8 protein-coding genes and 3 pseudogenes are annotated in these 14303 nt (G+C 68.7%); 9 read left to right on the top strand and 2 right to left on the bottom strand.

Features of this window, described 5'->3' with window-relative positions; genetic code table 11:
• The first annotated feature begins 38 nt into the window (after positions 1-38).
• From ACFYR3_RS22580 to ACFYR3_RS22570, 3 genes and pseudogenes are all read left to right on the top strand, one after another.
• The gene (locus ACFYR3_RS22580) at positions 39-1703 is read left to right on the top strand and encodes an FAD-dependent oxidoreductase (RefSeq protein ID WP_389284519.1); all 1665 of its coding nucleotides are present in this window, start codon (positions 39-41) and stop codon (positions 1701-1703) included.
• Between the two features lie 235 nt (positions 1704-1938).
• Positions 1939-2361, top strand: a complete 423-nt coding sequence (locus ACFYR3_RS22575; RefSeq protein ID WP_261709417.1) for a hypothetical protein — start codon at positions 1939-1941, stop codon at positions 2359-2361.
• A gap of 76 nt (positions 2362-2437) precedes the next feature.
• Positions 2438-3039, top strand: a pseudogene (locus tag ACFYR3_RS22570) (GPP34 family phosphoprotein).
• An 18-nt stretch (positions 3040-3057) separates the two neighbouring features.
• On the opposite strand, the gene ACFYR3_RS22565 reads toward ACFYR3_RS22570, so the two are convergent.
• Positions 3058-3351: a GNAT family N-acetyltransferase gene (locus ACFYR3_RS22565; protein ID WP_355846856.1), complete on the bottom strand. Its 294-nt coding sequence runs from the start codon at positions 3349-3351 to the stop codon at positions 3058-3060.
• Between the two features lie 35 nt (positions 3352-3386).
• Between ACFYR3_RS22565 and ACFYR3_RS22560 the strand changes: the two are divergent.
• The 6 genes and pseudogenes from ACFYR3_RS22560 to ACFYR3_RS22535 all read left to right on the top strand — a co-directional run.
• Positions 3387-3752 (top strand): annotated as a pseudogene (locus ACFYR3_RS22560) (GNAT family N-acetyltransferase); the annotation flags it as partial.
• Positions 3753-4995: 1243 nt separating this feature from the next.
• A complete protein-coding gene (locus ACFYR3_RS22555; RefSeq protein WP_355846853.1) occupies positions 4996-5850 on the top strand; it encodes a slipin family protein in 855 nt (284 codons plus the stop codon).
• A gap of 395 nt (positions 5851-6245) precedes the next feature.
• The gene (locus ACFYR3_RS22550; RefSeq protein ID WP_355846850.1) at positions 6246-6677 is read left to right on the top strand and encodes a VOC family protein; all 432 of its coding nucleotides are present in this window, start codon (positions 6246-6248) and stop codon (positions 6675-6677) included.
• A 281-nt stretch (positions 6678-6958) separates the two neighbouring features.
• Positions 6959-9868 carry a helix-turn-helix transcriptional regulator gene (locus tag ACFYR3_RS22545; protein ID WP_389284516.1) on the top strand — a complete coding sequence of 970 codons (2910 nt, stop codon included), beginning with the start codon at positions 6959-6961 and terminating at the stop codon, positions 9866-9868.
• 124 nt (positions 9869-9992) lie between these two features.
• Positions 9993-11615 carry a S53 family peptidase gene (locus ACFYR3_RS22540; RefSeq protein WP_355846844.1) on the top strand — a complete coding sequence of 541 codons (1623 nt, stop codon included), beginning with the start codon at positions 9993-9995 and terminating at the stop codon, positions 11613-11615.
• 88 nt (positions 11616-11703) lie between these two features.
• Positions 11704-12191, top strand: a pseudogene (locus tag ACFYR3_RS22535) (alpha/beta hydrolase fold domain-containing protein); the annotation flags it as partial.
• A gap of 41 nt (positions 12192-12232) precedes the next feature.
• Here the strand turns inward: ACFYR3_RS22535 and ACFYR3_RS22530 are convergent.
• Positions 12233-14206, bottom strand: coding sequence for a discoidin domain-containing protein (locus tag ACFYR3_RS22530; protein WP_389284514.1), 1974 nt, complete (start codon positions 14204-14206; stop codon positions 12233-12235).
• Positions 14207-14303 lie beyond the last annotated feature (97 nt).

Genomic DNA, 14303 nt, shown 5'->3' with positions numbered 1-14303 from the left:
GGCCACGTTGTTCCCGCCCAGGCGGAAGAAGGCCCCCTATGGACAAGCCTGTGCGGGGGGAATCTGTGGAGCGAGCTCCGGCAGCGCGGCTGTCCGGGGACCAGCTCAAGAAGCTGGCGGCTCTCGGATCAGAGCATCCGGCACCCGTCGGCGAGGTTCTCTTTTCGGCAGGTGACGCGTCCTACGACTTCTTTGTCGTTCTGGAGGGGACCGCGGAGATCATCGATCGGCTCGGTCAGCCGGAAGAGCGGCTCGTCGCGTCATACGGCAAAGCGGAGTTCCTGGGTGAGATAGGCATGCTGACGGGCGAGCGCTCACGCTTCGCCGGCGTCATGAAGAGCCCGGGCCGACTGCTGAGGGTGCCGCTGGAGCAGATCCGGACGATCGTCGCGCAAGACAGTGATCTCAGCGAGCTCATCCTTCGAACATTCCTCGTACGACGGGCGAACCTGTTGAGAAGGGGTGCGGGTATCACCCTCATCGGTTCCCGCTATGACGAACGATGCCGAGTCCTGTTGCATTCGTTCTCACTCAGCAGGACGGCCGTGGAGTGGCTGGACCTGGAGGATCGGCCAGAGGCCGAGATGCTTTTGCGAAGGTTCAAGGTATCCCTGACAGACCTTCCCATCGTCCTCGTCCCCGGCCGGCCAATGCTGCGCAATCCACAGCCGGCCGACATTGCCGCAGAGTTCGGAGAATCGCCGCACGCAGTCGACGATCAGGAGATGTGCGACCTGCTCGTCGTCGGTGGCGGCCCGGGCGGTCTGGCGGCCGCGGTCTACGGCGCATCCGAGGGACTGACGACCGCCCTCATCGACGCGGACGCCTTTGGCGGTCAAGCCGCTACATCATCGAGAATTGAGAACTACCTAGGATTCCCGGCTGGTCTGCCCGGTGCCGAATTGGCGGCCCGAGGGACCATCCAGGCGGCAAAATTCGGAGTGCGGCTTCATCGGAACGCCCGCGCGGCGGCCTTCACCAGCGAGGACGGTATCCACACCGTCACCTGCGACGACGGCCGGGCATTCAGCGCTCGCGACGTCATCATCGCCACCGGTGCCAACCACCGGCGCCTGGCCGTGCCCGGCATCGAAGCCTGGGAGAGCAACGGCGTCCACTACGCCGCCACGGTTGTCGAGGCGACGTACTCGCGCGGGCGACCTGTGGCAGTGATCGGCGGCGCGAATTCGGCAGGTCAGGCGGCACTGTTCCTGGCCCGGACGTCTGATCCGGTGTACCTCGTGGTCCGCGGAGACGACCTTGATCGTTCGATGTCCCGCTACCTGATCGACGCGATCGCCGCCGACCCGAAGATCCATGTGCGGGTACACACGGAGGTGGTCGGTATTTCCGCCGGCTCCGAGGTGACAGGGCTTGATGTCGTGGACCGGACGAGCCGACGCCGCTCCGCACTGACGGCCAGTGCCGTCTTCGTGTTCATCGGTGTCACGCCCTGCACGGACTGGCTCGACGGGCGGCCGGCGATGGATCCCGACGGCTTCCTGCTGACCGGGCAGGACGTCGCCCTCGCTGCGGGGCATCGCATGCCGCTGCCCTTTGAAACCAGCGTGCCCGGGGTGTTCTGCGTCGGTGACGCGCGAAGTGGAAGCGTGAAACGAGTGGCCGCCGCGGTTGGGGAGGGTTCCGCAGCGGTGCGGCTCATCTTCGACCGACGCAGAATCGATGGGGCGGAAGTCCTGTGACAGCCGGCGTGGGGCTTGATCGGTCGCTGTCCGGTACCTGCTGGTGCACGCTGCCGGGCGCAGGTGCATTCTGAAAGGTGAGCGTCCCGGTCAGTGAGCCTGCCCAGCAGGCCCTTACGAGGCCTCAGCAGGGCCGGGTCCGCGAACCAGCGTCGGCGAAGCGAGCCAGGCACCCGCGAGGTGCGTACCGGTGGCCGCCGACGGACAAGGGGCATCTTGAACCAGGGAGTAGGTCATGCCGTCCCTACACTTCCATGTGAACTCCTCGATGAGCCCAGGGGAGGTGATGGGCGTGCTGACGAACTTCAGCCCCTCCCGCGTCGACGAGTGGCCCTCCATCGATGCCGAGCACTTCCAGGTCCACGAGCGGGGTGATACCTGGGCGGAGGTGACCGAGGGCAACGACAAGTCGTGGGAGCGTGCACGTTACGAATGGGACCCCTCGGCGAACAGGGTCACGGTCACCACTCGGGACTCGGTGCCCTTCGGCTCGGGGGGCTGGCAGTTCCAGATGACTCCCACGGATGACGGGACGCGTGTCGACGTCAGACTCGAACGGCACCCCGACTCGTTCACATCAAAGATGAAGTCCTCGATCATTCCCTTCGCCGGTCCGGTGTTCCGCAAGTCCTTCAAGGAACCCCTGCACACCGTGTAGTCGCGAGGAGGCCGCCGACGACCGGGCGTGGTCGGTGGGGACGCACCGTTGTCGATGTCTCCGAGGGGAGCCGTTCATGACCACGGCGAAAGATCTGTTCATCATCGCCATGGACCTGAAGCATCCCGTGGGGCAGGGCGACCTGTCCCTCGCGCTCGCGGGAGCCGAGCTGATCGATCTCATCGGTGCGGGGGCGGTCGCCGTGGACGCCGACCACATCGTGCCGGGTGGACCGCCGCCGCTGGGCGATCGAATCCTGGGCGAGGCTGCGGCAGGTCTCACGCGGCAGGCACCGTACGAGCGGATCGAGGACTGGCTGTGGCGCCGGGGCCGAGACCTCTCGGCCGCATACCAGGCCGACCTGGAGGAGAACGGTGAGCTGAAGCCGCAGCGAAGCCGCCGGTTGTCCTTCGGCTCGGAAAGCCTGGAACCGGTCGATACGCCCACGCGCCGCCGTGCGGTCGACCGCTGGGAAGAGCAGGAACCCGTCCTGACCGCCCTCGTCGCAGTCCTGAGCATCGACGACGAACCATCTGACGAGACGAGACCGGCCTCGATGACGAGGCCGTGACGATGGTGGTGGCCGCCGTCCACGACGCGGTGATGGAGCTGGAGGCGGTACGGCAGCGGCGGACCATCGAGAACGCGGCCTTCGCCAACCTCTGGCGCGGACCATGAGCCGGGCATGGCCACCGGTCAGGCCCCGGACAGGGTGACGCAGGCGTACAGGCGTAGGGGTCTCATGCCGTGGCGGGTCTTCATGGGCTCGTTGCTGCGGCCGCCCTCCACCCAGCGCTTGCGCCACTCGATGGCCGTTCGGATTTCCGTGGCCCACGGAGGGTAGTTGGGGCTGAAGCCGTCGAGGGTGGCGTGGCTGGTGCCGCCTGCCCACATGTGCAGGCGCTCGTCGTCCAGGAGGACGACCGCGGCGGCCAGCGTCAGGTCACCGCGGTCGACACGGACCACACGGGCGTTCTCGCCCAGGGCCATGACGACGGCGGCTGAGCGTTCTCACCAAAGGTTGGGCGGAAAGCCGCTTCTCCGACGGGGCGTTCATCGGCTGGTGCAGCCTGAACAGGTGGAATCCGGACTACCGCAGCGCATCGCTTGGCTACTGCTTCGACGATGCAGCGTGGGGCCACGGCTACGCGACCGAAGCCGCGCGCGCTCTGCTGCGGTGGGCATTCGACACGCTGGACCTGAATCGCGTCCAAGCTGAGACCGATACGCGCAACGTGGCTTCTGCCCGCGTGCTGGAGAAGCTCGGCTTCGTGCGTGAAGGGACGTTGCGGGAAGACTGCGTCGTCAACGGCGAGGTCTCTGACTCGTGGGTCTACGGGCTGATCAGGCGGGAGTGGCAGCCGTCGTCCAAGCCGGTTCCCGCCCACTGAGTTCCGTCGCTCGGCACCCGGTATCGGCTAACCCCAAGCAACTGATCACTGCGCCTCATCCACACTTTTTCTCTCGGTAGCCCTGCGTCAAGCGCTCGATCGCGTCATTCTGCGTGCCATAACTGACCTCTTCGCGCTACTTGCCGAGAGCGTCCTTGAACCGAATCGTGTATGGGCGCGGGCAGCGGGTCGCCCTGGAACATCCGCATTCCTTGAAGAGCGGCCCCATCCCACGATCGAGCTGTCGAGCCATGTATCAAACCTTCCAAGCAGGGCGCAGGGCGCGGCAGCAGGTCCCTGCCGCGATGCAGGTCAGCAAGCCGGACACCGTCCGGCCTGAAGCTGACCATTTGCTGACCCGGAATCGGAATTCAGGTCTCTGACCTGGGGAAACGCCCAAATGCTAGATCTTGGACTTGAATATTGTCCGAACCGTGAAGAAACCCCCGAAACGTCTGCTCCCTGCCTGCTTCACACAGGTCAAGGGCGGTCTCCGGAGACTATCTCGATTCGCATGTCCGGTCAGCTGCCGCCAGGTGTTGGAGGACTCACACCGACCCATTGCCGACGTTCCTGACACCGCGCCAGTCACATGAGCACGCGAGTAAGGGTCTCGTCCCGTTTCGGATTCAACCGCCTTCTCGTAACCGATCGCGGCCACGCGGCGGCCCAGCAACCGGGGCGGGTGACGCACGGCGTGAATGCGCCGACCGGTGGTCAGCCCCGAGTTGATCCCTTTCGAGGGGCGCCTCGGCTTCCGGCGCTCCCGCGGGACGGGTCGCGGAGCGGCATCTACTGAAAGGACGTATTCATCGCGCCCGCTGAAGTCCATCTCCTGGAGCCACAGTTGCCAGTCAACTTTTCATATTCGGGCGCCCTACTGGAACGGGCTGGCCGACATGGGTGGCGCGCTCCCTGGACGACGCCGCTCCTGCCCGACGCCGACAGCACCGCGCCCCCGTTCTGCCTTTCCCGGCCGATCGGCCCTGCCTGGCCGGGTTGCCGGCCTTCCGGTCTTCCGGTCGGCGGCGAGAAACGGAAGTCGGGACCGGTTGGCCCCTGCCTTCGGCGCGGGCAGCGAGCCATGCTCGAAACACGGCACGAACTGCGGAGCCCAACGGGGCCGCCGCTGGGGGCCTTTCGGCCCTTCTGGCGCAGGAGCCCGGTCCGGCTTCCGTGTCCTTCGTGCTCCGACTGGAGCGTGAAGGGCCAGCGGTCTCGTGCCCTATCCGAGGAGCAGCACATGGGAGTACTCGTTTTCCTGATCGTCGTGGTGGCCCTGCTGGTCGTCGTGGCGATCGCCATGGCCATCAAGGTCGTCAAGCAGTTCGAGAAGGGCGTGTTGTTCCGGTTCGGCCGACTGGTGGGCCCTCGCTCTCCCGGTCTGCGGTTCATCATTCCGTTCGTCGATGTCCTGCACCGGGTCTCGCTGCGGATCGTCACGATGCCCATCCAGTCGCAGGGGATCATCACGCGCGACAACGTCAGCGTCGACGTGTCGGCGGTGGCGTACTTCCGCGTCGTGGATGCCGTGAAGTCGGTCATCGCGATCGAGAACGTACATGCGGCGATCAATCAGATCGCACAGACCACGCTGCGCAAGGTCGTCGGACAGCACACGCTGGACGAGACGCTGTCGGAGACCGACCGCATCAACCTGGACATCCGCGAGATCCTCGATGTCGCCACCGTCGAATGGGGCGTGGAGGTCACCCTGGTCGAGCTCAAGGACATCCAGCTGCCCGACAGCATGAAGCGCGCGATGGCCCGTCAGGCCGAGGCCGAGCGGGAGAAGCGGGCGAAGATCATCAATGCCCAGGGCGAGTCCCTGGCCGCCGCGGCCCTCGGGGAGGCGTCGGACATCATGATGGACCATCCACTGGCTCTCCAACTGCGCAATCTGCAGAGTCTGGTGGAGATCGGCGTCGACAAGAACACCACCGTCGTCTTCCCCGCCCCATTGATGAGCACCATCGGCGAGCTCGGCTCCTTCCTCGCCCGCGAGACCGCGGCCGCGCACGCCGCGGCGCCGCCGTCCGCCGACGGCACCACGACCAGCCCGGACCCCGTCATGAACGGGGCGCCCAAGACCGTCTGATCAACCGCGTCACCATGGCGGTGGCCTGCCAGGAAAGGTGTCCTGGCAGGCCACCACCGTGGGCCGGACGTCCTGGACCCCGGCGGCTCACTGCCGGTTGACACGGATGCACCGGGGCCGCCCTCCGTACGGCCGCCCAGCCGCCTCCCCGTTCGACCGTGTCGAACTCGCTCTCCGCCTCATCGAAGATCGCTCCAAGGTCACGAGGGTCCGAGGAGGGCCGACCTGCCGTAGCGCTGTGGCGGCTCACGCAGATGCTGCTCCGCTAAATTGGAGCCGAGATCGGACGACCTCCTTCCGCGTCCGCGACGGTTTCCGGTGACGAGCAGCCCTGGCGTCCGCCGACGGGTACGTACTTCAGTCGCGCGGCGCGGCCCAAACGTCTGGAGTCAGACATGAAGCCGAATCGCTCCATTCCGGCGTCGACGGTTATCCCCGTCCTGATCTATCCCGATGTGCGCGAGGCGGTCGCCTGGCTTGGCGCAGCCTTCGGGTTTGCCGAGCGCGTTCGGATCGGCGAGGACCACCGCGCACAGCTCAGTTTCGGCGATGGTGCCGTGATCGTCGGAGATGTACGAAACGATCGCCGCCCGCCACGCCCCGGCGAGGTCACACACTCGACGACGGTGCGCGTGGAAGACGTTGGCGCCCACTACGAGCGCTCCCGCGAGCATGGTGCACGCATCGTCATGGAACCGACCGATTTCGAGTACGGCGAACGGCAGTACACCGCCGAGGACCTTGCGGGCCACCAGTGGACGTTCTCGCAGACGCTCGCAGATGTTGCCCCGGAGGAATGGGGTGGAACGTCCGTCACGACCGATTGACGCATGCTCCGACCAGCGCCTGCAGAGCCATGCAGGCAGCGGGGGCGGCGACGACAAGGGGCATGGCACCAGCAGGAACCCGGCGAACAGGCGGCGTGACGGACGTCATTGACAAGCGGAATCCGTGAAGGTTGTCATGAACACATGCACCGATGCCTTGGGACCTGCTGCGCTCGCCGAGCCGACGACTCCGCCCTCGGCGCCGGTCGTAGCCCGTCACCGGGTGCGGCATGCACGAAGACCGCCAGTGCCACCCCCAGGGCAAAGGGCGGGCGACTGCCATGGACGTACGGTCCTTGACCGGGCGCCGCGAGCTGCTCGGCACCGCCCGGGCCGAGTTGACGGCCCGTACCGGAGTGCTCTTCCACGGTCCCCCGGGGATCGGCAAGTCCTTGCTCGTGGCCGCCCTCATGACGTCCTTGGCAGCGCATGACCGGCCGGCCGGCACGGTGCTGCACTGCTCGCCCGTGCAGGAGGACGCCCGGCTCCCGTTCGTCGGCCTCATCGACCTGTTCGCGCGGGTCCCGGAGAGCTGCCTGGAGACCCTGGCGCCTGTGCCCCGGGCGGCGCTGAGGGCTGCCCTGCTGCGCGGCCGGGAACCGGCCGACGACCACAGCCGTCTCGCGGTGCGCGTCGCCTTCCTCGGAGTGCTGCGAACGCTGGCCGCCACCGGCCCCGTTCTGCTGGTCGTCGACGGCCTCCAGTGGCTCGACGAGCCCAGCGCCGAGGTGCTCGCCTTCGCCGCACGCCGTGTCGAGGACCTGGACGTACGGATGGTGGCCGCCGAGCGGGTGGCCGACGGTGAGCAGCCCGAACGGCTGCGCTGCTGCCCACCGGGAACCGTCGCACTTCCCGTGCCCCCGCTGGCGGACAGCGAGGTGGCCCATCTCGTGCGCACCGGTCTCGGTGCCGATCCGCCACCGGCGGTGCTGCGGGCCATCCAGGACGCCGCTGCCGGGAACCCCTGGTACGCACTGGAGTTGGGACGGGAGGCGCTGCGCGACGGAGCGCCCGTCGTTTTCGGTCCGGCGCTGCCCGTACCCCGAAGGCTGCGTACCCTGCTGCTGGACCAGGTGCGCACGCTGCCGGAGACGGCACGGCGCACCCTCCTCGTCACGAGCGCCGCCGCCCACCCCAGCCTCACTCTGCTGCGCGCCGCCGGGCTCCGTGACCCCGCCGCGGACCTCGCGGAGGCCGACGGCACGGGCGTCGCGACGGTCGACGTCGGCGGGACCGTACGTTTCCGGCATCCAATGCTCCGTGCCGCCGTCTATGCCGACGCCCCGGAGCACAGCCGCCGGCAGGCACACGCCCTGCTGGCTCGTGCGGTCACCGAGCCCGTGGAGCAGGCCCGCCACCTCGCCCTCGCCCACCCGCACGAGGACGAGACCACCGCCCACACGTTGATGTCCGCGGCCGCGTACGCACGCCGCCACGGCGCACCCGACACCGCGTTCGAACTGGCCGAGTTCGCTGCCCGACGCACTCCGGGCGACCGCCCCGTGGAACGCGCCGAGCGACTGCTGGCCGCTGCCGAGTACGCGTGCGACGCCGGACAACTGGAGGAGGCGGGGCAGTTGGCCGAGACCGTCCTCGCCGAGGCGGGTTCCGCACGGCAGCGGGTGCGGGCCCGGCTGATCCTGCTGCGCAATGCCGGGCAGGCGCTGGAGGGCGCCCATGAGCTGATCGAGGAGGGCCTCCGGGACGCCGACGGCGACCCCGAGGCGGAGGCATGGCTGTACCACTGGGCGGCGCTACGCGGCTTGCTGTGCGGGGAGTTGGAGGAGGCGGCCCGGTACGCCCGGCGCGCTGCCCGGCTGGCGGCTAGGGCGGGAGACACGGACACCCGGATCGGGGCACTCGCCACCCTCGCCCGGATGCGGTCCCTGGCCGGGGAACCGGTCGCCGCCGACGCCGCGCTCGAGGAGGCGCTCGCCCTGGCCGGCGGCGCCGACGCCGGCCCGGAGAGCTGGGGACTGATCCGGATGCGGGCGATCCTCGCCCTGGATTCGGACAAAGTGACCGAGGCCCGGACGCAGGTCACCGGACTCCTGGCGGAAATCGGTGAGTTCGCCGGGGTCGAGGAGGTCATGGCGACGTTGGTGGCGCTGACCCGTATTCAAGTGCGCTCGGGACACTGCCGCGAGGCGCTGCGCACCGCCGCCCGCTGCTCGCGTGCCCTGGCCGAGACGGGCGTACAGGCGGCTCCCGCGCTGTACGCGGCGGCGCTCGCGGCCACCGCGGGCGGCACCGCCGACGAGGCCCGGCACCTCGCCGAACAGGCGGTACGGGCTTCGGAGGCGGACGGCGACCGGTTGTTCCTGCTGCGCGCGCTGGCGGTGCTCGGGCAGGCCGAGCTGCTCGTCGGCGACCCGCGGGGGGCGGCCGCCGCGGTCGAGGCGCTGCGACGCGTCAAGGAACTCGGCGAGACCATGTCCGCCGCCGACCCGCCATTGCTGCACTGGTACGGCGACTTGGCCGAAGCCCTGGTCGTCCTCGGCGACACGGACGCGGCCGGGGCCGTGATCCGCGAGGCCCGCACGCGTGTGTCCGGCGAGGCGCCCGGGAGCGTACTGGCGGCTCTCGAGAGGGCGGAGGGACTGCGTGAGGCGGCGATCGGCCGGGCGAAGGAGGGGGCGCTACGGCTGCGTGCCGCCGTGGACCGCCTGCGTCGGCTTCCGTTGCCCGTGGAGCTGGTGCGCACCCTGATCGCGCTCGGTGCGGCCGAACGTCGCGCGCGCCGCAGGAACGCGGCGCGAACGGCCCTCGGCGAGGCGCTGGAGACCGCGACACTCATCGGCGCCGCTCCGCTCGCGGCGCGGGCCAGGGACGAGCTCTCGCGGCTGGAAGCCGGAGACCGGAGAGGTGAGGCAGGCTCGGGCAAACCCGAACTCACCCCCACGGAAGCCAGGATCGCCGGACTGGTCGGCGGCGGGGCCACCAACAGGGAAGTCGCCGCGGAGCTGTTCATCAGCGTCAAGACGGTGGAAGGCGCCCTGTCGCGGGTCTACCGCAAGTTCGGGGTCCGCTCGCGCACCGCGCTCGCGCACGCGATGGCGGTCGCTGTCATCGCGTCGGGGGCGGCCGTGGATTCCGGAGAGGACGACCAAGTCAGGCCCGCGGAACAGACAGTGACGGCGAGTCAGGTCGGCCGCATGCGAATTCCCCGTACATTCGACACACGCCGTTGACGTGACATCAGTAGTTAACACGTGAAGCAAGGGTTCCCCCGCTTATGCGGGTGGGGCTGATGTTCCTACGTTGAAGCAGTTCCGCTTCCGGGACACCACCCCCACTCTCCGGAGAACCTCAGTGATGTCACGTCTGAAACTGGTCGGCCTGGTCGCCGTACCGGCACTGCTCGCCGCCGCCGTCCCCGCCGCCTACGCCGTCGGCACTCCCCAGCCGCACGCGAGCACGGCCGTGAGCGGAGATGTCCTGAAGGGCCTGAACAAGAACGCGACCCGCACCGGCAACGTTGCCGCGGGGAAGCGGATATCGGTGGCGATCAGCCTGACCCCCAGAGACGCCAAGGCACTCGACACCTTCGTGGCGAAGGTCAGCGACCCGCGGTCGAGTTCCTACGGCCACTACCTGACGAAGCATCAGTTCGCCGCGCGCTTCGGCCGGACCGATGCCGAGGTCAAGCACCTCAAGGAGTACCTGCGTTCGCAGGGGGTCACCGTCACCGCCGTCCACTCGGGGAACCTGCTGGTCGACGCCAGCGGCACCGCCGCCCAGTTGGAGAAGGCCTTCGGCACCAAGCTGTCGACCTGGAAGGACGCCTCGTCGGGGCGCTCGTTCTACGCCAACGACACCGCGCCGACCCTGCCGACCGCCATCGCCTCCCTCGTCAGCGACGTGGCCGGACTCAACAACCGCGTCCAGCTGCACCACCAGGCGACCTCCACCGTGACCCCCCACAACGGACCGGGTGGTGGCTACACCCCGGCCCAGCTCAAGGGCGGCTACAACGTCTCCGGTACGTACACCGGCAGCGGCCAGAAGATCGCACTGATCGAGTTCGACGGCTTCCAGCAGTCCAACATCACCAAGTACGACACCAACTACAGCCTGGGCTCCCCCACCCCGGTGGTGCAGAAGGTGGACGGCGGCTCGGGCGCGCTCGGCGACGGCCAGGTCGAGGTCGAGCTGGACATCGAGGTCCTGCACGCGATCGCGCCCAAGGCGAACGTCACGGTCTTCGAGGGCCCCAACTCCGACGCCGGCGAGGTCGACACCTACCAGGCCATCGTCGACAGCGGCATCCCGACCACCTCGATCAGCTGGGGCGCCGCGGAGAGCGCGCGCACCACGTCCAACATCAACGCCGTGGACGCAGTCTTCAAGGCGGGCGCCGCCCAGGGCCTCGGCTTCTACGCGGCCTCCGGTGACGACGGCTCCGACGACGCCGGCAACGGCGGCACCGCCGTCGACTACCCGGCCAGTGACCCGTACGTCACCGGTGTCGGCGGCACCAAGCTGACCGTCACCTCGTCCAACGTCTGGAGCAAGGAGGTGGCCTGGTCCGGAGGCGGCGGCGGAAAGTCCTCCGTCTTCAAGATCCCGAGCTGGCAGACGGCGGTGCAGAAGACCGCCGGCGGCGGCTTCCGCCAGGTGCCGGACGTCTCGGCCCACGCCAACCCGAGCCCCGGCGTCTCGGTCTACTCGCAGGGCTCCTGGACCGCGGTCGGTGGCACCAGCGCCGCCGCGCCCGAATGGGCGGCGTTCGCCGCGCTGTACAACCAGCAGGCCGCGGCGGCCGGCAAGGCCAACCTCGGCTTCGCCAACCCCGCCCTCTACACGGCGAACGGCACCGGCTTCCACGACATCACCAGCGGCAGCAACGGCGCCTACTCCGCCGCCACCGGCTGGGACTTCACCAGCGGATGGGGCTCGTACAACGCGGCGACACTGGCGAGCAAGCTGCTCGGCTGACCCCCGGCGGCTGAGACCGACCACTGGGCGCGGGCCGGGATCACTCCCCGCCCGCGCTACCGTCACCGGCCCGGACGGTCTGGCGATCACAAGCGCGGGCGGCGGCCTCGCCGCAGGCCTCACCCTGCTGGCGCGTGACCTCCACGCCCCGGCGATCGCCGCGCAGGTGCTGATCTGCCCCATGCTCGACCACCGCAACACCAGCGTCTCCAGCCTTCAGTACTCCGGCGTGCCCGGTGTCTGGACCGGCGAGATGAACGCGTTCGGATGGCGCGCCGTCCTCGGCGACCTCACCCCCGACGAGATACCCCCCTACGTCTCGCCCGCGCTGGCCGACGACCTCTCGGGCCTGCCCACCACCTACATCGACACCGGCTCCGCCGAAGTCTTCCGCGACGAGGACACCGACTACGCCACCCGTATCTGGGCGGCCGGCGGACAGGCCGAACTCCACGTCTGGCAGGCGGCTTCCACGGCTTCGACGCCCTGTACCCGCAGGCACACATCTCTGCCACAGCCCGCCGAACCCGCACCGACTGGCTGGCACGACTTCTGCACCCGAACCGCACCGCATAATGCGGCCGACGCCTCACCTCGTTCTCGAGGCCCTCTGCTCGTCAGGCGCCGAAGACCTGGAACTCCGAGACCTGCCCGGCCGGCCAGCCGTTGTTGGCGGTGAAGGTGAGGCGTACGTAGCGGGTGGTGACGGTGGAGGGGACCGTGAGGGTCGCGGTGTTGCCGGTTGCCGGGTCGAAGGTGTAACCCGCCGGGGCGAGCAGCTGGCCGAAGGTGCCGCCGTCCGTGCTGCCCTGGACGGAAATGGTCTGGGTACGGGTGGCCCAGGCGGTCGCCGGGGGAAGGTGGAGGACGATCCGTTCGACGCCGGTCGTGGCGCCGAGATCGACCTGGACCCACTGCGGGAAGGCGTTGTTGGCGGACTCCCAGTAGGTGTTGGTGTCGCCGTCTGTCGTGTTGCCCGAGGCGTAAGTCTGGGTGTGGCTGCTCTCCGAGGTGGGGCGGTGGAGCGCGAGGTTGGTGGTGCTGGAAGGGGGGTCGGTGGTGACGGTGACCTGGTTGGAGGGCTGCGACACGTTTCCCGCCGCGTCGAGGGCGACGACGTCGAAGATGTACGCGGTGGCCGCACCGAGTCCGGTCACCGTGAACGCGGTGGCGCCGGTGGCGCCCACCTGGCTGCTGGTCGAGCCGGACACCTGAAGGACCCGGTAGCCGGTGACACCGACGTTGTCGGTCGAGGCGTTCCAGGCCAGCGAGACGGAGTTGCTGGTATGCCCGGTGACGCTCAGGGCAGTCGGCGCGGCGGGCGGTGTGGTGTCACCGCCGGTGGGGACGGTCGGCTGGGTGGGACGAGTGGCGGTCAGCGCGATCTGGCCCTTGAGCATGCGGCCGCCGTCGCCCGTCAGGCGAAGGTAGTAGTCGGAGGAGCAGGCGGTGCCGTCCTCGTCGAGGGCGAGGAACCCGGAGTTGGTGGGCACCCATGCCTGTGTCTCGGCGGTCTTGGCGATCTGGTTGCCCTCGTTGAACTCGTCGAACATCGAGATGTAGATGCCCTGCACCCCGGCCCGCACCATGTTGTAGAACTGCCGCCACATGAAGTCGCCGTGGGCGCGCTGCCGGCCGGAGACGTCGCCGGGCAGGACGCAGGGCTGGTAGTCGATGCCGTTGGCGTTGCAGTCGGCCTGGTCGCCGACGGTATAGGTGTTGTAGGCGTTGTCGGCCTCGGTCACATTGCCGATGGCGCCGACCATCCATGGCGAGATCATGTTGAAGGCGTGGTAGACGCCCAGGTAGCCGGGCCGTGAGCCCCCGGTGCCCGTCCACCATTCGCGCGGGACGCCGCCGATGACGTAACAGCCCTGGCCCTTGAACCAGTTGATGACATCGAGGCAGGCGTCGGCGGTGAAGGGGTGGTTGTTGTCGTTGAAGCCGAAGCCCCAGACGCAGACGACCGGCTTGCCGTTCTGCTTCGCGTACGCCGAGGACGCGGTGTGCGCGGACATCTTGTTCGTCCAGTCCGTCTTGATCTCGGACTGCATGTTTGTCCAGTTGGAGACGTCGTACATGATGTAGAACTTCCGCCCGTACGACTCGGCGGCGCTGCGCACCTTGGTCGCCATGGCGTCGCGGGTGGGGCCCTCTCCGCCGGTGGGGTCGAAGCGCTGGAGTGCCGCGGTGTCGATGCTGTTCTGCTGCATCCACAGGAAGTGGGTGTTCACCGTCTGCTGGTCGTACGAGGAGAACAGCGTGGCAGGCCGGCCGTTGCCCAGGGCGGCGTACGACGTCTGGTACGTGTTGGTGTACTCACGCACATCGGGCCAGCAACTGATGCCGGTGTTGGACGGGGACGGCGGCCGGCCCCAGTTCTGGGTCCAGTGCCACCAGCCGTTGATGGGCGCGCCGTCGCCGACGCAGGCGAACCAGCCCTGGTAGCCGACGCTGATCTTGCCGACCACGTCGCCCGGCGGGCCGGCCGCCGACACGGTCGGGGCGACTACGGTCTCGGCGGCTCCCACCGTTCCCACCGCGGTGGAGGTGATCGCGGCCCGTAAGAAGACTCTGCGTGTGACACCCATGTGGATTCCTCCGGACTCCTCTTCGGTGGTCGGTGCCGCCGAGCGCGCCTGCGCTCGGCGGCACCATCAGGTCAGGTCAGGTCGGGCCAGATCAGGT

The organism is Streptomyces sp. NPDC005784, from assembly GCF_042871525.1.
Classification (GTDB): Bacteria; Actinomycetota; Actinomycetes; order Streptomycetales; family Streptomycetaceae; genus Streptomyces.
The sequence above is the reverse complement of the archived record's forward strand: the minus strand, read 5'-3'. Positions and strand labels throughout refer to the sequence as shown.

Coding starts and splice junctions, on each gene's coding strand:
- ACFYR3_RS22580 (WP_389284519.1), top strand. CDS start 39: ATGGACAAGCCTGTGCGGGGGGAATCTGTGGAGCGAGCTCCGGCAGCG.
- ACFYR3_RS22575 (WP_261709417.1), top strand. CDS start 1,939: ATGCCGTCCCTACACTTCCATGTGAACTCCTCGATGAGCCCAGGGGAG.
- ACFYR3_RS22565 (WP_355846856.1), bottom strand. CDS start 3,351: ATGGCCCTGGGCGAGAACGCCCGTGTGGTCCGTGTCGACCGCGGTGAC.
- ACFYR3_RS22555 (WP_355846853.1), top strand. CDS start 4,996: ATGGGAGTACTCGTTTTCCTGATCGTCGTGGTGGCCCTGCTGGTCGTC.
- ACFYR3_RS22550 (WP_355846850.1), top strand. CDS start 6,246: ATGAAGCCGAATCGCTCCATTCCGGCGTCGACGGTTATCCCCGTCCTG.
- ACFYR3_RS22545 (WP_389284516.1), top strand. CDS start 6,959: ATGGACGTACGGTCCTTGACCGGGCGCCGCGAGCTGCTCGGCACCGCC.
- ACFYR3_RS22540 (WP_355846844.1), top strand. CDS start 9,993: ATGTCACGTCTGAAACTGGTCGGCCTGGTCGCCGTACCGGCACTGCTC.
- ACFYR3_RS22530 (WP_389284514.1), bottom strand. CDS start 14,206: ATGGGTGTCACACGCAGAGTCTTCTTACGGGCCGCGATCACCTCCACC.